General features: G+C 71.3%; 23 protein-coding genes and 1 tRNA gene. 15 read left to right on the top strand and 9 right to left on the bottom strand.

Going from position 1 to position 22142, the window contains the following annotated elements:
• The first annotated feature begins 7 nt into the window (after positions 1-7).
• The 9 genes from KXC43_RS15280 (at position 8) to KXC43_RS15240 (ending at position 7024) form a co-directional block, all read left to right on the top strand.
• Complete coding sequence (locus tag KXC43_RS15280) at positions 8-430, top strand: LppU/SCO3897 family protein (protein ID WP_221376722.1); 423 nt, start codon at positions 8-10, stop codon at positions 428-430.
• 36 nt (positions 431-466) lie between these two features.
• Positions 467-1198 carry a uracil-DNA glycosylase gene (locus KXC43_RS15275; RefSeq protein ID WP_438870899.1) on the top strand — a complete coding sequence of 244 codons (732 nt, stop codon included), beginning with the start codon at positions 467-469 and terminating at the stop codon, positions 1196-1198.
• Positions 1199-1208: 10 nt separating this feature from the next.
• On the top strand, positions 1209-1895 hold the full coding sequence (locus KXC43_RS15270) for a DUF4129 domain-containing protein (protein WP_221376720.1): 687 nt from the start codon (positions 1209-1211) through the stop codon (positions 1893-1895).
• Positions 1892-2476 (top strand): hypothetical protein, encoded by a 585-nt coding sequence (locus KXC43_RS15265; RefSeq protein ID WP_221376719.1) that lies wholly within the window; start codon positions 1892-1894, stop codon positions 2474-2476. Before KXC43_RS15270 ends, KXC43_RS15265 begins: the two co-directional genes overlap by 4 nt.
• 8 nt (positions 2477-2484) lie before the next feature.
• On the top strand, positions 2485-3498 hold the full coding sequence (locus KXC43_RS15260) for an AAA family ATPase (protein WP_221376718.1): 1014 nt from the start codon (positions 2485-2487) through the stop codon (positions 3496-3498).
• A 29-nt stretch (positions 3499-3527) separates the two neighbouring features.
• Positions 3528-4844 carry a DUF58 domain-containing protein gene (locus KXC43_RS15255; protein WP_221377088.1) on the top strand — a complete coding sequence of 439 codons (1317 nt, stop codon included), beginning with the start codon at positions 3528-3530 and terminating at the stop codon, positions 4842-4844.
• A complete protein-coding gene (locus tag KXC43_RS15250) occupies positions 4844-5407 on the top strand; it encodes a hypothetical protein (RefSeq protein ID WP_221376717.1) in 564 nt (187 codons plus the stop codon). The genes KXC43_RS15255 and KXC43_RS15250 overlap by 1 nt, the downstream gene beginning before the upstream one ends.
• Before the next feature lie 99 nt (positions 5408-5506).
• Positions 5507-6865 (top strand): NAD(P)/FAD-dependent oxidoreductase, encoded by a 1359-nt coding sequence (locus KXC43_RS15245; RefSeq protein ID WP_221376716.1) that lies wholly within the window; start codon positions 5507-5509, stop codon positions 6863-6865.
• Between the two features lie 75 nt (positions 6866-6940).
• Positions 6941-7024: transfer RNA gene (locus KXC43_RS15240), tRNA-Leu, on the top strand.
• 13 nt (positions 7025-7037) lie between these two features.
• On the opposite strand, the gene KXC43_RS15235 is transcribed toward KXC43_RS15240, so the two are convergent.
• Positions 7038-7346 (bottom strand): hypothetical protein, encoded by a 309-nt coding sequence (locus KXC43_RS15235; protein WP_221376715.1) that lies wholly within the window; start codon positions 7344-7346, stop codon positions 7038-7040.
• A 717-nt stretch (positions 7347-8063) separates the two neighbouring features.
• Between KXC43_RS15235 and KXC43_RS15230 the strand changes: the two genes are divergently transcribed.
• Entirely contained in the window at positions 8064-8891 is an 828-nt protein-coding gene (locus tag KXC43_RS15230) for a Bax inhibitor-1/YccA family protein (protein WP_221376714.1), read from the top strand.
• Positions 8892-9152: 261 nt separating this feature from the next.
• A complete protein-coding gene (locus KXC43_RS15225; RefSeq protein ID WP_308129089.1) occupies positions 9153-9455 on the top strand; it encodes a hypothetical protein in 303 nt (100 codons plus the stop codon).
• Between the two features lie 106 nt (positions 9456-9561).
• On the opposite strand, the gene KXC43_RS15220 is transcribed toward KXC43_RS15225, so the two are convergent.
• The 3 genes from KXC43_RS15220 to KXC43_RS15210 form a co-directional block, all read right to left on the bottom strand.
• A complete protein-coding gene (locus tag KXC43_RS15220) occupies positions 9562-10806 on the bottom strand; it encodes an acetyl-CoA C-acetyltransferase (RefSeq protein WP_221376713.1) in 1245 nt (414 codons plus the stop codon).
• Positions 10807-11057: 251 nt separating this feature from the next.
• Entirely contained in the window at positions 11058-11849 is a 792-nt protein-coding gene (locus KXC43_RS15215) for an SGNH/GDSL hydrolase family protein (protein ID WP_221376712.1), read from the bottom strand.
• 118 nt (positions 11850-11967) lie between these two features.
• Entirely contained in the window at positions 11968-13041 is a 1074-nt protein-coding gene (locus KXC43_RS15210; RefSeq protein WP_438870893.1) for an SGNH/GDSL hydrolase family protein, read from the bottom strand.
• A 129-nt stretch (positions 13042-13170) separates the two neighbouring features.
• Here KXC43_RS15210 and KXC43_RS15205 point away from each other — a divergent pair, with 129 nt between their 5' ends.
• The 3 genes from KXC43_RS15205 to KXC43_RS15195 all read left to right on the top strand — a co-directional run bounded on the left by KXC43_RS15205 (position 13171) and on the right by KXC43_RS15195 (position 15322).
• Positions 13171-13515, top strand: a complete 345-nt coding sequence (locus KXC43_RS15205; RefSeq protein ID WP_221376710.1) for a YkvA family protein — start codon at positions 13171-13173, stop codon at positions 13513-13515.
• 3 nt (positions 13516-13518) lie between these two features.
• Positions 13519-14880 (top strand): cystathionine beta-synthase, encoded by a 1362-nt coding sequence (locus tag KXC43_RS15200; protein ID WP_221376709.1) that lies wholly within the window; start codon positions 13519-13521, stop codon positions 14878-14880.
• A gap of 64 nt (positions 14881-14944) precedes the next feature.
• Positions 14945-15322 (top strand): hypothetical protein, encoded by a 378-nt coding sequence (locus KXC43_RS15195; RefSeq protein WP_255644120.1) that lies wholly within the window; start codon positions 14945-14947, stop codon positions 15320-15322.
• Between the two features lie 13 nt (positions 15323-15335).
• On the opposite strand, the gene KXC43_RS15190 is transcribed toward KXC43_RS15195, so the two are convergent.
• Both KXC43_RS15190 and KXC43_RS15185 read right to left on the bottom strand, forming a co-directional pair.
• Complete coding sequence (locus KXC43_RS15190; RefSeq protein WP_308129088.1) at positions 15336-17342, bottom strand: TPM domain-containing protein; 2007 nt, start codon at positions 17340-17342, stop codon at positions 15336-15338.
• Positions 17343-17512: 170 nt separating this feature from the next.
• Complete coding sequence (locus KXC43_RS15185; RefSeq protein ID WP_221376708.1) at positions 17513-18457, bottom strand: S1C family serine protease; 945 nt, start codon at positions 18455-18457, stop codon at positions 17513-17515.
• A 204-nt stretch (positions 18458-18661) separates the two neighbouring features.
• Between KXC43_RS15185 and KXC43_RS15180 the strand changes: the two genes are divergently transcribed.
• Positions 18662-18952 (top strand): hypothetical protein, encoded by a 291-nt coding sequence (locus tag KXC43_RS15180; RefSeq protein WP_221376707.1) that lies wholly within the window; start codon positions 18662-18664, stop codon positions 18950-18952.
• Between the two features lie 469 nt (positions 18953-19421).
• On the opposite strand, the gene KXC43_RS15175 is transcribed toward KXC43_RS15180, so the two are convergent.
• From KXC43_RS15175 to ppk2, 3 genes are all read right to left on the bottom strand, one after another.
• Positions 19422-19928: a GNAT family N-acetyltransferase gene (locus KXC43_RS15175; protein ID WP_221376706.1), complete on the bottom strand. Its 507-nt coding sequence runs from the start codon at positions 19926-19928 to the stop codon at positions 19422-19424.
• On the bottom strand, positions 19928-20839 hold the full coding sequence (locus tag KXC43_RS15170) for a ribonuclease Z (RefSeq protein WP_221376705.1): 912 nt from the start codon (positions 20837-20839) through the stop codon (positions 19928-19930). The genes KXC43_RS15175 and KXC43_RS15170 overlap by 1 nt, the downstream gene beginning before the upstream one ends.
• Before the next feature lie 308 nt (positions 20840-21147).
• Positions 21148-22134 (bottom strand): polyphosphate kinase 2, encoded by a 987-nt coding sequence (gene ppk2, locus KXC43_RS15165; protein ID WP_221376704.1) that lies wholly within the window; start codon positions 22132-22134, stop codon positions 21148-21150.
• Between the last annotated feature and the right edge of the window lie 8 nt (positions 22135-22142).

Raw genomic sequence — 22142 nt, 5'->3', positions numbered from 1 at the left:
AACAACTGTGACCAACCCGGTTGACCACCCCGGCTTCCCGCTCGCCACCGACGTCCGGCCCGAGGCGCCGCCGAAGAAGGGCGGCGCCGGACGGGTGATCGTGGCGGTGGTCGTCGCGATCATCGTGGCGCTCGGCGTCTATTCGCTGTCGTCGCTGCTGCTCGGCGGGGACGACGCGAGCGACGCCAAGGCGGGCGACTGCATCGCCTCCGACCAGGACGTGAAGGACCAGGGCACCACCGAGACCGGCGCCGAGGTCGTCGACTGCGCCTCGGCCGACGCCAAGTTCACCGTGGTCGCCCGGGTCGACGGCGAGGGGTCGACCCAGAGCAAGGCCTGCGACAAGTTCTTCAAGGCGGAGGAAGTGTTCTACGTGTTCGCCAACAGCGCGGGCGACGGCTACGTGCTCTGCCTGCGGCCCCAGGCCTGACGACCCCGGCCGGGGTGTTTTGCTGTCGGGGTGGGAATTTCGCGTACGCCCGAAGAGGTCTCCGCTGCGGCGGCCGCCGCAGCGTCGCTCAGCGTGCTGGACGCCGGGATCGCGGACTGTTTCGCCTGTCCGCGCCTGGTCGCCTGGCGTGAGGAGGTCGCGCTCACCAAGCGGGCCGCCTTCCGCGACCAGCACTACTGGGGCCGCCCGGTCCCCGGCTTCGGCCCGGGTGACGCCGAGATCGCCATCCTCGGGCTGGCCCCGGCCGCGCACGGCGGTAACCGCACCGGCCGCATCTTCACCGGCGACCGCTCGGGTGACGTGCTGTTCGCCGCGCTGCACCGGGCCGGGCTGGTCAACCAGCCCACCAGCGTGTCGGCCGACGACGGTCTCGCGCTGACCAATCTGCGCATCTTCGCCGCCGTCCGCTGCGCCCCGCCCGACAACAAACCGCTGCCGGCCGAGCGCGACACCTGCGCGCCCTGGCTGCACCGCGAGCTGGAACTGATCCGCCCGACCGTGCGGGTGGTGGTCGCGCTGGGCGCTTTCGCCTGGCAGGCGTGGTGGCCGGCGATGACCCACGTGTACGGCGTCAGGCCGCCCGTGCCCCGGCCGAAGTTCGGCCACGGGCGGCTCGTCAGCCAACCGGGTGTGCCCGATCTGCTCGGGTGCTTCCACGTCAGCCAGCAGAACACCTTCACCGGTAAGCTCACCCCGGCCATGCTCGACGACGTCTTCGCCGAAGCGAAGCGGCTGGCTCGTACTTAGGACCGAACTGATGGCTCTCGCAGTGGTGCGGCGGTGGTGGCCCCTGGTCGCCGTCCTCGTGCTGCTCTGCGCCACCGCTCTGGCCGCGACCAGATCCGAACCCCAGCTCGACCAGATCGCCCGCGACGAGCCGGCGGGCCGGGCGCCGCTGCTGCCCACCGCGACGCCGTCGTTCCAATCGCCGCCGCCCCCGCCCGAGCCGGCCCGGGGCCTGCCCGACTGGATCGACAAGGTGGCCCTGGTCGTCGTCGGCCTGATCGTCCTGGTCGTCGTCGGCCTGCTGCTCTACTCCCTGGTGCGCGACCGCCGCCGGCGCTCCGGCAAGAACAACCGCCGCCGGCGCCGCGACAACCAGCCCCGCACGGCCGAGGAACTGGTCGCCGCGCTCGACGCCGGCCTGGAAGAGCTCTCCGACACCGACCGCGACCCGCGCCGCGCCGTGATCGCCTGCTGGGTCCGCCTGGAACAGGCCGCTGCGGCCGCCGGCACGCCGCGTCACCCCGGCGACAGCCCGACCGACCTGGTCGGCCGCCTGCTGCGCGAGCAACAGGTCGACGCCCGGGTGCTGGCCGCCCTGCTCGAGGTCTACCGCCAGGCCCGCTACGCCACGCACACGGTCGACGACCAGATGCGCAGCCAGGCCCGCTCGGCCCTCGAACGGCTGCGGGCCGACCTCGGCGCGGGGGTCAGCGCGTGAGCGGCGGTGGCCTCGACGATCTCTTCGGCGGCCAGCGGGAGGAGATCCCGGTCGCCGACGAGCCCGCCCCGCCGCCGCGCGAGCGCTCGTGGGTGGGCTGGGTGCTGCGCAACGTGCTGCTGATCGGCCTGGCCACCGCGGTCGTGGTGGCGGTGCTGCGTGCGGCCGACACCCAGATCTCGATCCTGTTCGTGGTGGCCGCGCTGGCCGGGCTGCGGCTGGTGCTGCTGGCCGTGGCCGAGGTCCGCCCGCCGCCCACGCCCCGGCGCTCCGTGCGGGGCGGCAGCTCCGACGGGACAGCCGGCACCGATTCGATGCGCGCCGCCGTGCGCCGGTGGGAGCGCAGTCTCGAGCGGGCGCAGGCCGACGACGAATCGTATGCGCGTACCGTTCTGCCGGTGCTGGCCGAGCTCGCCGACGAACGGCTGCGGCTGCAACACGGCATCACCCGCCATTCCGACCCGCGGCGGGCCCGTGAGCTGCTCGGTGACCCGCTCTGGGCCGCGCTGCACGACTGGGGCCGCCCCCGGCTGCGGGCGCGCGACCTGGAGTCCTACGTGGACGTCCTGGAACGACTATGAAAGGTGCCATGGTGACGGAGTCAGGCGTGCAGGCCCTTCCCCCGTACGAGGTGGGCCGGCTGGCCGGCGCGGTGCTCGATTCGGTGGGCAGCGTCGTGGTCGGCAAGCGCGACTCGCTCGAGCTGGTGCTGGCCGGCATCCTCGCCGGCGGCCACGTGCTGCTGGAAGACCTGCCCGGCCTGGGCAAGACGCTGACCGCCCGCTCGTTCGCGCAGGCGCTCGGTCTCGACTTCCGCCGCCTGCAGTTCACGCCCGACCTGCTGCCGGCCGACGTGACCGGCTCGTTCCTGTACGACCAGCGCAAGGGCGACTTCGCCTTCCGGGCCGGTCCGGTCTTCACCAACATGCTGCTGGCCGACGAGATCAACCGGACGCCGCCCAAGACCCAGTCCGCGCTGCTCGAGGCCATGCAGGAGAAGCAGGTCTCGGTCGAGGGCGTCACCTACCGCCTCGACCCGCCGTTCCACGTTCTCGCCACGGCCAACCCCATCGAGTACGAGGGCACGTACCCGCTGCCCGAGGCCCAGCTCGACCGGTTCATGCTCCGGGTGTCCTTCGGCTACCCGACCGCCGAGGAGGAGTGGGAGGTCCTGCAGCGCCGCATGAATCGTCGCCAGGAAGAAAGTTTCCTGACGCCGGTGGTCGACGCGCGCACGCTGCAGTCGATGCAGGCCGCGCTCGAGGAGGTCACCGTGGAGGACTCGATCGGCCGCTACATCGTGTCGCTCACCGCGGCCACCCGCGAGCACCCCTCGGTGCTGGTCGGCTCGTCGCCGCGCGGCTCGCTCGCCCTGCTGCTGCTGTCCCGGGCGCGGGCCGCGATGGCCGGGCGCGATTTCGTGGTCCCCGAGGACGTGAAGGACGTGGCCGGAAACGCGCTGGCCCACCGCATCACGCTGCGCCCCGAGATGTGGCTGCGCCGCGTCGACCCGTCCTTCGTGGTCGACGAGGTTCTCCAGGCCACTCCGGCGCCGGCCAGCGGCGCCCTGCCCACGTACGCGTCCGGCCACACCACGGCGTGACCGTGCCCGAGCCGCTGCTGCGCCGAGCCGTGCCGCCGGCCGCGTCGGCCGAGACCGGCAACGGCCCGGCCTGGGCGCCGACCCGCGCGCTGGGCCGCGCTGTGCTGCTCACCGGCCTGCTGCTGGTGCTCGGCGTCGCGCTGGGCCGGGTCGATCTGGTGCTGCTGGCCGCGCCGTTCGCGATCGGCGCGGCCATCCACCTGCGCCGGATGCCCAGGGCCACCCCCGAGCTCACCATCGACGCCGACGAGGAGCTGCTCGTCGAGGGCGGCCAGGTCAGCGCCTCGGTGACCGTCACCAACCCCGACCGCATCCCGTACGACCTGGTGGTCGTGCGCACCCGCACGTCGCGCTGGCTGAAGCTGGAGCACGCCGACCGGCCCTTCGCCCTGGCCGTGGCGGCCGACGGGTGGGCCGCGGTCGACCTGGCCGGCGACGCGCTGCGCTGGGGCCGGCAGGACGTCGGCCCGGCCGCGGCCCGGGTCGCCGCCTGCGGCGGCCTGCTCGCCTGCCGTCCGGTGCTCACCCCGGCCCACGGCGTGCGGGTCTATCCGGTCACCGACCCGTTCAACGCGATCGAGGCCATGCCGGCCGCCGCGGGCCTGGTCGGCGCGCACCGATCCCGGCGCATGGGAGAGGGCGGCGAGCTCGCGGGCGTGCGCCCCTTCGCCCCCGGCGACCGGCTGCGCCGCATCGACTGGCGGGTCTCCCTGCGTACGCGTGACCTGCACGTCGCCTCGACGCTGTCCGACCGCGACGCCGAGGTGGTGCTGCTGCTCGACGTGCTGGGCGAGGTGGGCCTCTCGGGCGGGATCGGCGGCAGCGCCTCGGTGCTCGACACCACCGTCCGGGCCGCGGCCGCGATCGCCGAGCACTATTTGCAGCGCGGCGACCGGGTCTCGCTGCTCGAGTTCGGCGCCTCGGCCCGCCGCCTGCGCCCCGCCACCGGGCGCCGCCAATACCTGACGGTGCTCGAGTGGCTGCTCGACGTGCGGGCCGACCCGATCGAGCACGAGCACGACTTCGGCGCCCATCACGTGTCGTCCGACGCGCTGGTCATGGTGCTCACCCCGCTGATCGACCCGCGCTCGGCCGACATGCTGGCCTCGCTGGCCCAGTTCGGCCGCTACGTGGTCGCCGTCGACACGCTGCCGGTGGGTGCGGCGCCCGAGGTGCGCGGCCCGTGGACGCCGGTGGCCACCCGGCTGTGGCACCTCGAGCGGGGCAACGTGCTGGGCCGACTGCGCGAACACGGCGTCCCGGTCGTCGACTGGGCCGGCGCGGGCAGCCTCGACCTGGTGCTGCGCGACGTGTCCCGGCTCGCCTCGGCCCCTCGGGGGCGTTGATGCTCGCGATGATCACCCGCCGGGCCGGGAGCGCGCGCCGTGCCTTGTCCCGGGCCACCGTGCTGCCGTTCCTGGTGCGCTGCGCCATCGGCCTGTGCGGAGTGGTGGCGATGTCGGTGGCCTGGCCGTTCGAGCTGTTCGCCACGCAGTACTCGGTGCCGCTGGTGGCGGTCGCCCTCTATCCGGCGTTCGCTCCGCGGGGGCGCGGCGCCACCTTCGCCGCCCTGACGGTGATCACCGGGTGGGTGCTCGACACCACCTTCCGGGACTCGCCGGTCGTGTTGTGGCGGGTGCTGGCCATCGCCGCGGCGCTCTATCTGGGGCATTCGCTCACGGCTCTCGCGGCGGTTCTGCCGTACGACTCGGTGGTCAACATCGACGTGCCGGGGCTCTGGGTGGCCCGGGCGCTGGCCGTGATCCTGATCTCGGCCGTGCTCACCGTGCTCGTTCTGGCACTCAGCGCCGAGCTGGTGGGCAGTCCGTTCCTGATCGCCACCGTGGCCGGGCTGGCCGGGGCCGCGGCCGCCACGCTCCTGATAGCACGCCTCATTCATAGGCCGTGAAATATCCCGGTAATTTGTGTGTCATAGCACTTGACAAAGGGCTTTGGCGTATATCACACCAGGAGGCGCGGGGACCCCGGAACGCGCGACAATGCGAGGGTGAATCCGCAGCGCATCGTCGTCGTCGGTGCAGGGCACGTCGGTCTATACGCCGCCCTGCGCCTGTCGAAGAAGCTCAACCGGCGCCGGGCCGAGGTCGTAGTCATCGACCCGCAGCCGCACATGACGTACCAGCCGTTCCTCCCCGAGGCGGCGGCCGGCAACATCTCCCCGCGGCACAGCGTCGTGCCGCTCCGCCGCGAGCTCAAGAAGTGTCGCGTGGTGGCCGGTGAGGTCACCAAGGTGGAGCACGCACGCAAGACGGTGACCATCCAGCCCATCGAGGGCCCGGCCACCGAGATGAGCTACGACCACATCATCGTGGCCCCGGGCTCGGTTTCGCGTACGCTGCCGATCCCCGGCCTGAGCGAGCGCGGCATCGGTCTCAAGACCATCGGTGAGGCCATCTATCTGCGTAACCACATCCTCGACCAGCTCGACGTCGCGGCCGTCACGCCCGACCCCGAGGTCCGCAAGGCCGCCTTGACCTTCGTCTTCGTCGGCGGCGGCTTCGCCGGCATCGAGGCGCTGGCCGAGATGGAGGACGTCGTCCGCGACGCCATGCAGTACTACCCGGAACTCGACAAGGGCGAGCTGAAGTTCATCCTGGTCGAGGCGACCAACCGGATCCTGCCCGAGGTCGGCCCCAAGATGGGCGCGTACGCGGCCCGCCAGCTCGACAAGCGCGGCATCTCGCTGCGCCTGGACACCCGGCTCGAATCCTGCGTCGACGGCGAGATCGTGCTCTCCGACGGCGACGAGTTCCGGGCCGAGACCCTGGTCTGGACGGCCGGCGTGAAGCCGTCGCCGATGCTCGACCACACCGACCTGCCCCGCGGCCCCAAGGGACACGTCAACTGCCTGCCCACCCTGCAGGTGGCCGACAGCGACGGCAACGTGCTCGAGGGCGCGTGGAGCGCCGGCGACAGCGCCCAGGTGCCCGACCTCACCAACCCCGGCGGCTGGTGCTCGCCGAGCGCTCAGCACGCCGTGCGGCAGGCCAAGGTGCTCGCCGACAACATCCGGCAGGTCGTCCTCGGCGGCGAGCCCAAGGAGTACAAGCACAAGTACATCGGCAGCGTCGCCGGCCTCGGCCTCGGCAAGGGTGTCGCGCACGTCTACGGCATCAAGGTCAAGGGCTGGCCCGCGTGGTTCATGCACCGCTCGTACCACGTGAGCCACATCCCGTCCTTCCACCGCAAGGCCCGGGTGGTCGCCGACTGGACGCTCGCCATGCTGTTCAAGCGCGAGACGGTGGCCCTCAACCAGCTGCACGCCCCGCGTGAGGAGTTCACCGAGGTGACCCCGCCGGTTCCGGCCCAGCCCGGCCGCGACAAGGTGGGCGCCGGGTCCCGCTGAGGCGGTACCCCGTCCTGCCCTCCGGACTTATAAGGTGTCCTGGGAGCGCTGCCGCACGGTAGCGCCCCCAGGCCCGCCCGGGTGGTGGAACGGCAGACACGGCCGCCTTAAAAGCGGCTGCCTCACGCAGGCGTGCGGGTTCGAGACCCGCCCCGGGCACCCTGAGCAGTCGCTATCCGCCGTTGCTCTCGAGCAGTGCGGCGGCGTACCGATGCAGTTCGCCGGCGCCGTAACGGACGACGCCGTCGCGTCGGACGGATCCGCACGGGCCGGTGTCCAGGTGCACCACCACCGGTGGGTTCTCGCCCTTCAGAACCAAGGCGACACTTCCGCCGGCGGGCCGGGCGGAACAGTCGGCCGCGGGCGGCTCGCTGGGAAGGTCGTTGAGGCGGGCCACGATCTCGGCCGACGTGCGGCTGCTGATCGTACGGATCGCGGTGCGTTCGCCCGAGGGTGACGTGGCGCCGGGACACAGCTGCACGCTGAGGTACCGCTCATCCGGAACCAGAGGTCCGGCGGCGGGTGTCGCGGTCGGTGACTCCGGTATTCCGGGACACCACGAGTATCCGCCATCGATCACCGGCAGCGTGGTCGACCAGGGCGACCATGCCACGACAGCAGAGGGCACAGCGACGGCGGCCGTAACGACGCCGACGGACATCAGCCGTCGCCGGTGATTTGACCGGCGACGCGGACCGGTCATTACGGCCACCTCGCGTGGTTGTCAGTCGGTGGTGATGAGCGTACCGCCGAAGGCTCCGAGGATACGCGGCGTCTCCGTCCAGCAGATCCTCTCGTGGCCGCCGTCGAGCCACCCCAATAGGGAGCCTCGTCGTCGTAGCGGGACAAGCTGACGGGTGCCGGTTTCCAGTCGACCTCGACGTCGACGCGTCAAACGTTCGGCGGCCGTGTCGACTGTGTTCTGCACCGGGCTGCGCGCCGAGGTCGACGGGCCGTCGAGGTGAACCGTCAGTGGGGCAATCTGGCGGCATGCGTGGAGGCGGGGCCACTATATTGACACGTGTCAATATAGTGCGGTAGGTCGTGTGGCAAGAGGGCCTGAAGTGGTCCCCGGTTCAGTTCGACGGGCTTACATTCAGCCTGTTCACAGCTATCCGAGGCTTTCCTGATCAGCCGCACGCCGTACGCTGGTAGAGCACGCCAAACGTGCCTCAACCTCAAAGGGAGGCTGGACACAGTGAAGACTTCCAACCCGGTGCTCTCGCGCCTAGGCCAGGCGGCCGAGCGGGAGCGTACGGCCGGGTACGGGGTGCAAGGCCCCGCCGGTGCCGCCCCGGGTTACGGTCAGCCGTATCCCGGCGCGTCGGATTACCCCGCCGCTCCGCCCGCCGTCCGGCCCATGACGGTCGACGACGTCGTCGTCAAGACGGTCACCCTGCTCGGCATCACCGGCGTCTCGGCCGTCGTCGCCTGGAACGTGATTCCGGCGTCGTCGACCACCGTCGCCTGGATCGGCGCCGCGGTGATCGGTCTGGTCCTGGGCCTGGTCATCTCGTTCATGCGGATCGCGAACCCCGCGCTCATCGTGGCCTACGCGGTGGTCGAGGGCGTCTTCGTGGGCATGGCCTCCAAGGTCTTCGCCTCGATCGCCGGCTACCAGGGCGTCGTGCTGCAGGCGGTGGTCGCCACCTTCGGCGTCTTCTTCCTGACAGCCTTCCTCTACAAGGCCAAGGTCATCCGGGCCACGCCGAAGTTCCAGCGCGGCATGATCATCGTGATGGGCGGCCTCTTCGCGGTCATCCTGATCAACCTGGTGCTGTCGCTCTTCGGCTTCAACACGGGCCTGCGCGACAACGGCCCGCTCGGCTACCTCTTCAGCATCATCTGCATCGTGGTGGCCGCGCTCAGCTTCATCCTCAGCTTCAACGAGGTCGAAGAGGGCGTCCGCATGGGCCTGCCCCAGCGCTACTCCTGGGTGGCCGCCTTCGGCATCCTGGTCAGCCTGGTCTGGCTCTACATCGAGATCCTGCGCCTGCTGAGCTTCCTGCAGGGCGGCGACGACTAGCCGCACTCCGCCTGACAAAGCGCCCGGCCGTCCTATGACGGGCCGGGCGCTTTTCGTCACGGCGTCGCCCCTGCGCGCCGAATCCTTGCGCGCGGAGTCCTTGCCGGAGCCGTTGCGTGCCGACTCCTTGCACCCAGCTGTCGTCGCACGCTGAGCCGTCGTGCTGGTGAATCAGGCACCCTTTCCGGGCGGCATCTCGCGCGCAACATTCACGCAAGGCGCCCTTCCATCGCCCCGGCCGCGCTTCTTTACGCTGGGGCCGTGACCGATTTCGCGACGTCGATCGACCGGCTGCTCAACCAGGTCCGTTTCTGGGAGCAACCGCGCTGGCGGGCTGACGATCGGGGTGACCGCGCCTACGCCCTGGTACAAGTGCTGGCCGACCTCGGAGCTGACGCCGAGGGCCGGCCGCGCAGGCCCGTGCCCCGCGAGCACGACATGATCCTGCCCGACCAGCTGCGGGTGATGGCCGACGACCTGCTCGCAGCCGACCCCTCCGCCACAGTGCTCGACGAGGCGACCGCGGCCGTCGACGATCTACGCCGCACCCTCGACCGCAAGTGATCGCCGCCTCCCAGCACCCGCGAGACGAGCCGTCTCGTCTCGCGGAAATGACTCCGCCGAGCCCGGCCGCTCGTGGCAGACCGGACCCGGCGGAAGCTTGCGGGGGCTAGCTCAGGCGCTCGATGATCAGCGCCATGCCCTGACCGCCGCCGACGCACATCGTCTCGAGGCCGATGCTCTTGTCGTGCCAGTCGAGCGAGTTGAGCAGCGTGCCGGTCATGCGGGCGCCGGTCGAGCCGAACGGGTGGCCGATGGCGATCGCGCCGCCGTTCACGTTCAGCTTCTCGATCGGGATGCCCAGCTCCTGGTACGAGGGGATGACCTGCGCCGCGAAGGCCTCGTTGATCTCGACCAGGTCGATGTCGCCGATGCTCATGCCGGCCCGCTTGAGCGCCTGCTTCGAGGCCTCGACCGGGCCCAGGCCCATGATCTCGGGGCTGAGCGCGGTGACGCCGGTCGACACGATCCGGGCCAGCGGGGTGATGCCCAGCTCGCGCGCCTTCGTGTCGCTCATGATGACCACGGCCGCGGCGCCGTCGTTGAGCGGGCAGCAGTTGCCGGCGGTGACTCGGCCGTCCGGGCGGAACACGGGCTTGAGCTGCGACACCGCCTCCAGCGTGACGCCGGGGCGGGGGCCGTCGTCCTGCGACACGACCGTGCCGTCGGGCAGCGTCACCGGGGTGATCTCGCGCGCCCAGAAGCCGTTGGCGATGGCCTTCTCGGCGAGGTTCTGACTGCGTACGCCGAACTCGTCCATCTCCTGCCGGCTGACGCCCTTGATCTCGGCGAGGTTCTCGGCGGTCTGGCCCATCGCGATGTAGACGTCGGGCAGCGTGTCGTCGTCGCGGGGGTCGTGCCAGGTCTGGCCGCCCTCGGCGAACTTCGCGGTGCGGGCCCGGGCCTCGTCGTACTTCGGGTTCTCCCAGCCGCCGCCGACCAGCGCCTGCGCCTCGGAGGGCAGTCCGTCGGAGCTGCCCCGGGCATACCGGGAGACGGTCTCGACGCCGGCCGAGAGGAAGATGTCGCCCTCACCGGCCTTGATCGCGTGGAAGGCCATCCGGGTGGTCTGCAGCGAGGACGAGCAGTAGCGGGTGACGGTCGCGCCCGGCAGGCCGTCCAGCCCGAGCTGGGTGGCGACGACGCGGGCCATGTTGAAGCCCTGTTCACCGCCGGGCAGCCCGCAGCCGAGGTAGAGATCCTCGATCAGCGTGCGGTCGAGCTGCGGCACCTTGCTGAGGGCGGCGTCGATGATGGTGGTGGCAAGGTCGTCGGGACGCAGGTCCCGCAGGGATCCCTTGGCTGCACGGCCGATGGGGGATCGGGCGGTGGCGACGATGACAGCTTCCGGCATCTGCCTAATTTAACTGGCCGGTAACTTAGCCGGAAGTACAACTTCGTCACACACGCGTCATGGTCGACTACGCACCCACCACTGCCTGCGTTCCCTGGGCTGGCAAAGGGGCATTCGCCACTCGGCCGCCGCGCGGAACGAGACGTCTTGTCTCGCGTGAGAGCCGAGACGAGACGAGACGGTTCGTCTCGTCGTCAAGGCGTTGGGCTGCTGCTCCGCAAGCGTTGGCGGAAGCGGGCAGCCTTGTTGTCTCAGCCGGCCGGGGTCATCGCGGCTTTGACCACCGCCGGGTACAGGGCGTGCGCCCACACCCGGTAGCCGTCAGCCGACGGGTGGAAGCCGTCGTAGCAGAGCGTGCCTGCGTCGGCCCGGAACACGGCGCCCGTCTCGTCGCCGAGCTCGACGACCGCGCCGCCGGCGGCCGTGACCGCCTTGACCTGTGCCTTCGCCATGCGGCGGCCGAGCACGCCGGCGATCTGGCGCAGCGGTGGGGCGATCGCCCGCAGGGCGCCCAGGTCGGGGCAGGTGCCGACGACCACGCGTACGCCCGCCTCGCGCAAGCGGCGCACGGCCGTTCCCAGCTGGGCCGCCGATTCCTCCGGGCTGCGCAGGCTGGTGGCGTCGTGCGCGCCGATCAGCACGACCGCGACGTCGGGGCGCTCGCCGAGCAGCGCCCGCGCCACCTGGGTGGCCAGGTCGGACGAGCGGGAACCGGCCACGCCCACGCTGGAGAGCAGCACGTGCCGCTCACCGACCTCGGCGCTGCCCTCGGCCAGCAGCCGGGCCAGGTGGCCGCCGACCGTCTCGCTCAGCCACTCGACCCCGACGCCGATCGCGGCCGAGTCGCCCAGCAGCACCAGACGCAGGGGAGGGGCCGAGACCCGGCCCATCGACGTGCGCAGGGCCAGGCCCATGGTGGGCTTCGCGTAGCGCCGGGCCTTGGCCGCGAGGATCTCGCCGACCAGCAGGGCCGCGCCGCCCACCGTGCCGGCGAGCAGACCGGTGGCCGCCGCTTTGCCGATCCGTGCGTTCAGACCCGCCATCCCACTCGCCTCCCTGCGTTATGAAGCCGCGCTGCGAAGCACTGCCCTGCCTTACGGAGCCGCGCTGCGAAGCACTGCCCTGCCTTACGGAGCCGCGCTGCGAAGCACCGCACCTACGTCACGAAGCATGCTGATGATCCTCTGGTGTCCACCCTACGGCGCTGGACGCCGAGCGGCCGCCGGGAACGGACTGCCCCTCTGCCCCGGGGGTCGCCGTCGCGCGGTGGCCGAACCACGTGCGCGGCTCGCCGAACCACGGGTGTCGGCGCAGCACCGCCCAGCGCCCGGCCGCACTGACCTCGGTGCCCGGCGCCTGGACCGCTTCCTGTGCGGCTTCTTCCAGACTTCGTACCCCTTCACCGCCGGTCAGAACCGTGCGGTCGTCCTCGCCGAGGGCGGCCATCAGGGTCGGCAGCACGACGGCGGCGGCCCGGGCATACCCCTCGGCCGAGGGGTGGAAACGGTCGGAGCTGAACATGCGTACGGGGTCGGCCTCGAACATCGGCCCGAGCAGGCCACCGATCGACACCGTACGGCCGCCCGCCTCTACCACCGCGATCGTCTGCGCGGCCGCCAGGTCGCGGCTCCACTTGCGGGCCAGCCAGCGCAGCGGCCGCTTGATCGGCTGGATCGCGCCGATGTCGGGACAGGTGCCGACGACCACCTTGCAGCCGGCCTCGCGCAGCCGGCGCACCGCGTCGCCCAGATGGTGCACGGCCGAGTCGCGGCCCGAGGCGTGGGTGACGTCGTTGCCGCCGATCAGGATGATCGCCACGTCGGGCGCGTGCTCCAGGGCCGCGTCCACCTGATAGGGCAGGCCGGACGACATCGACCCGACAACGGCCAGGCGGTGCAGGCGCACCGGCCGGTGCAGGCGGCGGGACACGCCGGTGGCCAGCAGCGCGCCCGGCGTCTCGCGGGGCCGGTGAACGCCGTAGCCGGCGGCGGTCGAGTCGCCCAGGATGACCATGCTGATCGCCTTGCCGCCGAACTTCCCGCCGTACAGGCCGTCACCGCGCGGAGGCGGCGCCTCGGCCATCGGGATGATCCGGCGAGCGTCTGCGGCCTGGCGCAGCAGCACGCCGGCCGACACGGCGGTCACCGTGGCCAGCGTGCCCGTCACGCCGGCGAGGATCTGACCGGCCAGTTTGATCCGGCGCCAGTCCTCCGCGGAGATCTGAATGGTGCTCACGGGCTCCCTCGCTGTCGCTCGCGCTCGGTGAAGATCGGTTAACAGTGGGGAATTCGAGGCTATCGCGCGGCTGCGACAAGCAATCATGGCGGGCACAAGTCATGCTGGTATGACCGGAAGGAGAACAGCATGGCGAAGACCCTGAAACGGACGGCGGCATTCACCACGCTCGCCAAGGCCCTGATGGCTGGGGCGCGCGGGGGCCCGTCCATCTCCACCCGCATCGCGGCCATCCCGCGCATGATGAAGGCGACCACCAAGGGCCAGTACGACGGCGGGATGCGGCTGGCCATGATGGCAGCGGCCACGGCGTACGTGCTGTCCCCGATCGACGTCGTCCCCGAGATGTTCCTGTTTGTGTTCGGTCTGGCCGACGACGCTGTGATGGTCGCCTGGCTGGCCGGCGCGGTGCTGGCCGAAACCGAGCGCTTCCTGGAGTGGGAGAGGCAGCGGGACCACGTCGTCGTAGTCTGAGGTGTGCGCTATTACGACAACGTCGTCGACATCATCGGGGACACCCCCCTGGTCAAGCTGAACAAGGTCACCGAGGGCATCGCCGCCACCGTGCTGGCCAAGGTCGAGTACTTCAATCCCGGCGGTTCGGTCAAGGACCGGATCGCCCTGCGGATGGTGCTCGACGCCGAACGCGACGGGCTGCTGGGGCCGGGCGGCACGATCGTCGAGCCCACCAGTGGAAACACCGGTGTGGGCCTGGCCCTGGTCGCTCAGCAACGCGGTTACAAGTGCATCTTCGTCTGCCCCGACAAGGTCAGCGAAGACAAGCGGAACGTCCTGAAGGCGTACGGGGCCGACGTGGTGGTCTGTCCCACCGCGGTGGCCCCGGAAGATCCGCGTTCCTACTACAACGTCTCCGACCGGCTGGCCCGCGAGGTGCCCGGCGCGTGGAAGCCGGACCAGTACAGCAACGCTGCCAACCCACGCTCCCACTACGAAGAGACCGGCCCCGAGCTGTGGAAACAGACGGACGGCCGGATCACCCACTTCGTGGCCGGCGTCGGCACCGGGGGCACGATCACCGGGGTCGGGCGCTATCTGAAAGAACAGGGCCCGACTGTACGGGTGATCGGGGCCGACCCCGAGGGCTCGGTCTACTCCGGTGGCACGGGCCGGCCCTACCTGGTCGAGGGCGTGGGCGAAGATTTTTGGCCCACCACGTACGACCGTGAGATCGCCGACGAGATCATCGAGGTCTCCGACTCCGACTCGTTCGAGATGACCCGCCGCCTCGCTCGCGAGGAAGGCCTGCTGGTCGGCGGCTCGTGCGGCATGGCGGTGGTGGCAGCCCTCGAGGTGGCTCGCCGCGCCGACCCCGGCGACGTCATCGTGGTGCTGTTGCCGGACGGCGGCCGGGGCTACCTGTCGAAGATCTTCAACGACGAGTGGATGGCCCGCTACGGCTTCCTGCGCACGGTCGAGGGCGCTCCCACGGTGGCCGACGCCCTCGAGGGAAAGGGCGGAACGATGCCGCCCCTGATCCACGTCCACCCGACGGAAACGGTGCGCGACGCAATCGACTACATGCGCGAGTACGGCGTCTCCCAGCTCCCGGTGCTGAAGGCCGAGCCGCCGGTGGTGACGGGCGAGGTGGCCGGATCGATCGCGGAGAAGGCCCTGCTGGACGCCTTGTTCACCGGCCAGGCACACCTGCACGACACGATAGAGCGCCACATGGGCGACCCCCTCCCGATGATCGGCGGCGGTCAACCCGTGAGCGAGGCGGTCTCGATGCTCGAGAACGCCGACGCCGCGATGGTCCTCGTCGACGGCAAGCCGGCCGGGGTTCTCACCCGGCAGGACCTGCTCGCCCACCTGTCCTGACCACTTGTGCCGGCGCGGTTCGCCGCGCCGGCCGGGGCAGAAGGCCGGTGCGATACTTCCCGACATGATCGAGCCCGGAAAGGCGATCGAGCCCGGCGTGGCGATCGACAAAGGCGAGGCCGTCGACAAAGGCGAGGCAATCGACAAAGGCGAGGCGGGCAGCAGCCTCCTGCTGGTCGCCATCGTGGACATGTCGCCGCCCCACGTCGCCGAGGGCAGAAGCTACGAGGACGCGGTGCTGGCGCTGCTCGCGCGGCATGACGGCACGCTGGAATCCCGGCTGCACAGCACGGACGCGGCAACGGAAGTCCACATGATCCGCTTCCGCTCCCGCGCCGGCTACGACGCGTTCATGGTCGACCCGGACCGCCTGGCCCTGCGCGAACGACTCGGCGCGGCCGCGCCCACCACCCGGGTGATCGAGGTCGCCGAGCCGCATTAGCGACGCGCAGCGGTCAGAAGCGGCCACCCCCGCCTCGGCGGCCGCCGCCGCCGCTGCTGGTGCGGCGGCCCCGGGAAGCGCTGCCGCCGAAGCCGCCGCCCTGCCAGCCGCCGTGGGAGCGCCCACCGCCGGAGAGGATGCCGCCCAGCACGGCGCCGGCGAAGGCTCCGGCATCGAAGCCGCTCTGGTGTCCGCCGCCGAAGCCGGAGCCGCCGCCCCAGCGCTGAACGTCCAGGTTGGCGGAGCGGCCGGCGTTCGCGGCCAGCCGCCGGGCCTGGCGGGCCTCGGCCAGAGCGGTCGCGGGATCGGTGGCGGCGACGCTTTCGGCGACCGAGAGGTGGCGGACCGCCTCGGAAAGCGTTGCCCGCGCCTCGGAACGGACGGCACCCCGGCGGGTGGTGATGAAATCGTTCGTCGCGGCCACCTCGGCCCGGGCCACGGGCAGTTCCTGGGCCAGCAGGCTGCGGTCGTGGGCCAGGCGTTCCGCGACGTCGCGCGCCTCGGCCAGGGCGGCGTCGAGCGCGGCGTCGGCCGTCTGCAGCCGGGCCACGGCCCCGACCGGGTCGGGGCGGTCGGCCGAGAGCGCCGCGCGTACCTCGGCCAGTGCCTGTTCGCCGCCGGTGATGGCTGCGGTCAGGCCGGCCGGCGCGACCGCGTTGCCGGTGAGGGCGGCCCGGCCGGCGGCGATCTCGCCGGTGATCTCGTTGATCAGGGAGTCGGCCGCGGCCCGGGCGGCGGGCAGGTCGGCGGCGGCGCGATCGACGGCCCCCACCAGCTGGCCGGCCTGGTCGACGGCCTGTTCGGCGGCCCGCACGGCCAGCGCGGCCTCGGCCGGGCCGCCGCCGGGGACGCCCGACCCGGACGTCGTGGGTGTGCCCGGACCGGCCAGAGCCTGACGGGCCCGGATCAGCGCGGCATCGGCGAAGGCCAGGCGTTCGCGGGCCTGGCCGGCGTTGGCGGTGATCGCGGTGATCGTGCCGCCGGAATAGGCGGCGGCCAGCTGCTTCGCGGTGGCCTCGGTGGTCGGCAGGGCGGCCTCGATCGCGGCCCGGCGCTGGTCGATCTCGGTGGCGGCCTCGGCGGCCCGGCCCTCCAGGTCACGCAGGCGGTCGAAGGCCTCCGACTCGGCGTCCAAGCGGGCGTCCGCGCCCTCGCAGAGTGTGATGATCCGGGTCAGGGTGTCGCGCCGCTGGGTGGCGTCGGGGCCGGGCGTCTCGTCGAGCGTCATGCGCAGGCGGAACGCCTCGGCGACATCCTGCCGGGCGGATTCGAGCGCGGCCTGGAACGGGGCCGTCGCCTCCGCGCCGTACTGGGCGGCGGCCAGGGCCAGCTCGCGTTCGCCGGCCCGCAGGTCGTCGTCGAGCTCGATGAGCAGGGCGTTGGCCCGGGCCGTCAGCTCCTCGGCGGTCGGGCCCGCGGGCGCCGGCGGCGCGCCGGCCGAGCCGGGCCGGGTGTGCGAAGCCGAGCGGCGCTTGCGCAGCCACATCAGGACGAGAACGACGACGACGATGATGCCCAGGACCAGGAAGATCCAGCCGAAGCTGCTGGAACCGGCGGCGGCGTCGGTGTAGCCCCGCGCCCCGGCGATCACCGCGCCCGACCAGTCGCTACGGCTCAGCGCCGGTTCGATCTCGTTCGCGGCGACCTCGGACAGCTCGCGGTCGCTGATCCGCGAGTCCTCGGGGAACGAGTAGGCGTACGCCCGGTCGGTGGTCGCCACCGCGAGCAGCGCGTCACGGTTGCCGAGGTCGCTGAGCCGCGCGGTCTCGTCGGTCCACTGCTGGGCCGGCGTGCCGTCGAACGAGTCGACCATGACCACGAACAGCTGGATGCCCGTGCGGCGTTGCAGCTCGGCCAGCGCCGCGTCGACGCCGGCGCGGTCACTGAGGACGCCGGCCGGATCGGTCACCTGGGTGGCGAGCCGCTCGGGCGCCTGGGCCGCCGCGGGCCCGGCCACCAGCGTGACCACCCCGAGGGCGGCCAGCAGCAATACGACGCTTCGGCTCAGCTTCGATGTCACCAGCCCAACCTAGGCGGTGACGGCCTGGAAGTCCGTAGCGATCCCGGCCCGGTCGACAAGAAAGCGCCCGGGTGCTCGATGGGGAGCACCCGGGCGCAGGCAGGCCGGCGGGGCGGGCCGGCCCGGCGCCGCTCAGCCGGGGGAGGATCGGCGGAGCGGCGGAGGGGAGGTCAGTTCATTTCGGCCGGGACGGTGACGACGTCGACCAGGGCGTTCTTGCGCAGCAGGGTCATCGGCAGATCGGCGCCGATGGCCGGGCCGAGCATGAGGCGCTGCAAGGCCTGCACCGTCGTGGTCGGCCGGCCGCCGGCCGAGATGATGATGTCGCCCAGGTAGATGCCGGCGCTTCCGGCCGGGCTGCCGGGCACCACCTCGACCACGCGCAGGCCGAGCTTCTGACCCAGCCGCCCGGCCAGCGCGGGCGGCAGCGGAACCGGCACGCCGGCGACACCCAGCCAGGCCCGGCGGACCCGGCCGTTCGCCACCAGGTCGCCGACGATCGAACGGGTGGTGGCGTTGACCGGCACGGCCAGGCCGAGGCCGTATCCGGCCACCGCCGTGTTGATCCCCACGACCGTGCCGGTGGAGTCGGCCAGGGCGCCGCCGGAGTTACCCGGGTTGAGGGCAGCGTCGGTCTGGATGACGTTGTCGATGATGCGTACGCGCCGGCCGTCGCGGGCCGGCAGCGAGCGGCCCAGGCCGGAGACGACGCCGGCCGTCACCGAGCCGGCCAGGCCCATGGGGTTGCCCACGGCCACGACGAGCTGGCCGATCTTCAGGTCGTCGGCGTTGCCGAGCGGGGCCGCGGGTGCGCCCGGGTTGTGCACCCGGACCACCGCGAGGTCGGAAAGGGGGTCCGCGCCGACCACGTCGAAGCGGGTTTCGGTGCCGTCGGCGAAGTCGGCTGTGCCGCCGGTCGCGCCGGCGACCACGTGCGCGTTGGTCAGCAGGAATCCGTCGTCGGTGAAGGTGACCGCCGAGCCGGCGCCCTGGCCGCGCGCCGTGCGCACGGAGAGGGCCGCGACCGACGGCAGCAGGCTGGTGGCGACGCCGGTCACCACACGGCTGTAGGCATCGAGCGCCTGTGATTCGACACCCGTGTGTTCGGTATCCATGGACCGTTCAACGCCGTCCCCAGCAGCATCGATGCCCGTGCGTCGTCCGCCCAGGGCGAACAGCGACCGGCCCTGGCAGTCACGCTGGGTCGCGAGAATCGCACAGAAAGTCCGACCGGCGGATGGCCGCGCGCTGTTGTATGGGTTGTGACGGACGATTGACGACCCGACCGCCACCCACAAAGCCGACGAAAGGGTAGGGGAATGGTCATCGCCGACGAGACCACACCGGCCGACATTGTGGACCGCCTGCTGTGGCGGGATGCGCAGCAGATGCTCGGCCGGCACGCGGAAGCGGGCGTCGACGGCAACTGTGTCTGGTGTGGATGGCGGTGGCCGTGCGCGCCCCGGCGTCTCGCTCAGCGGGCCGAAATCGCGTCCCGGCGGCCCTGGCGCGAGGCGTGGACCGTACGGCACGACCTGAACAGCGTCCGGGCCATGCGCGGCCCCGATGAGTATCGGCAGCCGTCGCCCAACCGCGGTTATTTTTCCTGAAAAGGGGCCGAACAACTGCACAGAACCACCGACGTCGCCCGACAGCTTGACCTCCCCCGGCAGGCATGGCTACCCGGCCCGGGCCGGCGTCGTCCCGGCGGTGAGTCCGCTGCGCCCCGCCAGCGTCGCGACCTCCCGCCCGCAGGACCCGCCCTCGAACCGAATCAAGGACCGGCATGCCTCCGTCGGTCCAGCGTCTCCGGCCAGACGCGCCCCCGGTTCGGGCGGGATGGTTGGCGGGAGTGCGGGACCACAGGTTCCCCCGTTCCATCAGGTCTCGCACTCCCGCCCAGCCAAGACGCAAGACGGACAAGGAGCGATCCGGCGCGCCCGACCCGGCAGGACCGGGCGCGCCGAACCATATGGCGATGCGCCTGGGCCGTGACAGCGGCGGCGCACCACCCAACCGACTTCGCCCTGACGTGTGGCGGCCTGGGCGGCATCGTAGTTAGGGCAGGCTAACCAAGGCTCAGGCGAAGGTCAACGAGTATCTGAGCTGGTCGACCGGTTCGCCGTTCACCGGCTCGTTGCGAGTCTGCCCGTCGGCCACCCAACCACCCGCCTCGTAGAAGCGCCGCGCTCGTGAGTTGTCCGCCAGCACCCACAGCACGGCCCGCGAGCCGCCGACCTTCGCCAGCTTCCCGAGCGCGTCGACCATCAGCAGTCGCCCCACACCCGATCCGACCAGCGAGGGATCGACGTGGATCGCGTACAGCTCGGCGGCGTCCGGCGTCTCGGACGGTCCGACGTACGTGAAGCCGACGATCTCGGAATTCCGGTCGGCCACGGTCAGCACGTGGGTGTCGCGCTCCCAGCGGTACCGCTCGGTCCACCACTCGCCGAAGGCGTCAGCGGTCCGCAGCTCCAAAGTCTCGGGGGAGAGGATGCCGGCATAGGCCGCGACCCTCGAACGCTGGTGCACCGAGCCGACCGCCATCAGGTCAACTTCTTCCGCCGTACGCAGGGAAACGTGCATCAGCCGACGGTAGCCTCCCGCCGCGGGGGCACCGGTACGCGTCCCAGGTCCTCCGCGACCACGATCTCGCCCGCGAACGACTGCCGCGCCTCGTCGAGGAAGCGCGACGGATCCGGATAACGCTGCGAGAAATGGGTCAGGACCAGCTTCCGTACGCCCGCCTCGCGCGCCACCGCACCGGCCTGGGCCGCCGTCAGATGTCCCACCATGGCCGCCATCGCCGCGTCCTCGGTCAGGAACGTCGACTCGATGACCAGCAGGTCGACCCCGGCGGCAAGCTCGAACACGTTGTCGCACAGGCCCGTGTCCATGATGAAGGCGAAGCTCTGGCCGGGCCGCTCGACGCTGACCTGGTCGAGCGTCACGTCGCCGATCCGGCCCGCGCGGTTCAGCTCGCCGACCGCGGGCCCGGTGATGCCGTGCGCGGCCAGCAGCGACGGGACCATGCGGCGCCCGGCCGGTTCGTCCAGCCGATAGCCGTACGTGGGAAGGGAGTGCCGAAGAGGCAGCGCCGTCAGGCGCCCGGCCGGGATCGGCTGCGAGAAGCTCGCGCCCTCGATCGGCGAAGCCACGATCTCGGCGTTGTCCCAGTAGCTGGTGGCGTGCCGCAGCCGGTCGTAGAACTCCTGGCCGGCGCCCGGATAGTGGACCGTGACCGGGTGGGCCACCTTGTCGAGCGAGATGCGCTGCAGGATGCCGGGCAGGCCGAGGCTGTGGTCGCCGTGGAAGTGGGTGATGCAGATGCGCTTGATCGGGGTGACCGCGAAGCCGGCCAGGAGCATCTGGCGCTGGGTGCCCTCGCCCGGGTCGAAGAGAATCACCTCGTCGTCCCAGCGCAGCAGGTAGCCGTTGTGGTTTCGGTGCCGCGTGGGCACCTGGCTCGCGGTGCCCAGGACGATCAGCTCGCGCACGTCAGGCCGCCCGATAAAGAAATCACGTCAGGCCCCCGGTGGAGAAATGAAGCGACCCCTGGGGACTTCCGCACACGCATGCGCGGTCCGGTCGGACAAGGCCGGATCCCCAGGGGTCGGGTGGCTATCTGGTATTCGCCGCACCGCTGCCACACGGTCTCGACGTATTGCTACGAAGCTGTCGAGGACAGCGGCTAGCGGACAGCCACCTCACGAGTCCCGTTGCTATACAACTTCGGACCACCTCCCTTCACGTGTACGGCCACGTTAACCACCGGAGGCGGTGCTCGCCAACACTTTTTGAATCACTACAGACGTGGGAATACCCGGGGCGACATCTCGGTGCCCTCCACCGCCAGTGACGCCGGCCCGACGATCAGCGGATCGGGCGTGCCGACGATCTCGGTGTCCTTGTTGTCGTAGTCGAAGCGGTTGAGGACGTGCCGCATCGCCTCGAGGCGGGCGCGCTTCTTGTCGTTGCTCTTCACCACGGTCCACGGCGCGTCGGCGGTGTCGGTGTAGAAGAACATCGCCTCCTTGGCCTCGGTGTAGTCCCCCCACTTGTCCAGGGAGGCGAGGTCGTTGGGGGAGAGCTTCCACTGCCGCACGGGGTCGACCTGCCGGATGGCGAAGCGGGTGCGCTGCTCGCCCTGGGTCACCGAGAACCAGAACTTCACCAGGTGGACGCCGGAGCGCACGAGCATCCGCTCCAGCTCTGGGGTCTGGCGCATGAACTCCAGATACTCCGCGCGGGTGCAGAAGCCCATGACCCGCTCGACGCCGGCCCGGTTGTACCAGGACCGGTCGAACAGCACGATCTCGCCGGCGGACGGCAGGTGCTTGATGTAGCGCTGGTAGTACCACTGGGTGCTCTCGCGCTCGTTCGGCTTCTCGAGGGCGATCACCGAGGCGCCGCGCGGGTTCAGATGCTCCATGAACCGCTTGATCGTGCCGCCCTTGCCGGCCGCGTCGCGCCCCTCGAAGAGGACCACCAGCCGCTCACCGGTGGTCTTGCACCAGTTCTGCAGCTTCAGCAGCTCGATCTGGAGCAGGCGCTTCTGGTGGTCGTACTCGGCGCGGGGCATCCGCTCGTCGTACGGGTAGTCCTCGCGCCAGGTGTCGACCGGGCTGCCGTCGGCGTTGAGCAGCACGGGGTCGTCGTCGTCATCGTCGGCGACCCGATAGCCGCCCAACTCCGCGACCGGTCCGTCGTAAGGACTCGTGGTGAGGTCCTCGTGGTGACCGTTGTGCTGTTCCGGCTGTTCCTGGTGTTCCTGCTCCGCCTCGGACTGCATGGCTCATT

Origin of the sequence: Paractinoplanes polyasparticus, from assembly GCF_019710575.1 — a bacterium.
Taxonomy (GTDB): Bacteria; Actinomycetota; Actinomycetes; order Mycobacteriales; family Micromonosporaceae; genus Actinoplanes; species Actinoplanes polyasparticus.
Note: the sequence above shows the minus strand (reverse complement) of the source record. Positions and strands in the feature narration are given on the sequence as shown.

Coding starts and splice junctions, on each gene's coding strand:
- KXC43_RS15270 (WP_221376720.1), top strand. CDS start 1,209: ATGGCTCTCGCAGTGGTGCGGCGGTGGTGGCCCCTGGTCGCCGTCCTC.
- KXC43_RS15260 (WP_221376718.1), top strand. CDS start 2,485: ATGGTGACGGAGTCAGGCGTGCAGGCCCTTCCCCCGTACGAGGTGGGC.
- KXC43_RS15250 (WP_221376717.1), top strand. CDS start 4,844: ATGCTCGCGATGATCACCCGCCGGGCCGGGAGCGCGCGCCGTGCCTTG.
- KXC43_RS15220 (WP_221376713.1), bottom strand. CDS start 10,806: ATGCCGGAAGCTGTCATCGTCGCCACCGCCCGATCCCCCATCGGCCGT.
- KXC43_RS15215 (WP_221376712.1), bottom strand. CDS start 11,849: ATGGCGGGTCTGAACGCACGGATCGGCAAAGCGGCGGCCACCGGTCTG.
- KXC43_RS15205 (WP_221376710.1), top strand. CDS start 13,171: ATGGCGAAGACCCTGAAACGGACGGCGGCATTCACCACGCTCGCCAAG.
- KXC43_RS15195 (WP_255644120.1), top strand. CDS start 14,945: ATGATCGAGCCCGGAAAGGCGATCGAGCCCGGCGTGGCGATCGACAAA.
- KXC43_RS15185 (WP_221376708.1), bottom strand. CDS start 18,457: ATGGATACCGAACACACGGGTGTCGAATCACAGGCGCTCGATGCCTAC.
- KXC43_RS15180 (WP_221376707.1), top strand. CDS start 18,662: ATGGTCATCGCCGACGAGACCACACCGGCCGACATTGTGGACCGCCTG.
- KXC43_RS15175 (WP_221376706.1), bottom strand. CDS start 19,928: ATGCACGTTTCCCTGCGTACGGCGGAAGAAGTTGACCTGATGGCGGTC.
- ppk2 (WP_221376704.1), bottom strand. CDS start 22,134: ATGCAGTCCGAGGCGGAGCAGGAACACCAGGAACAGCCGGAACAGCAC.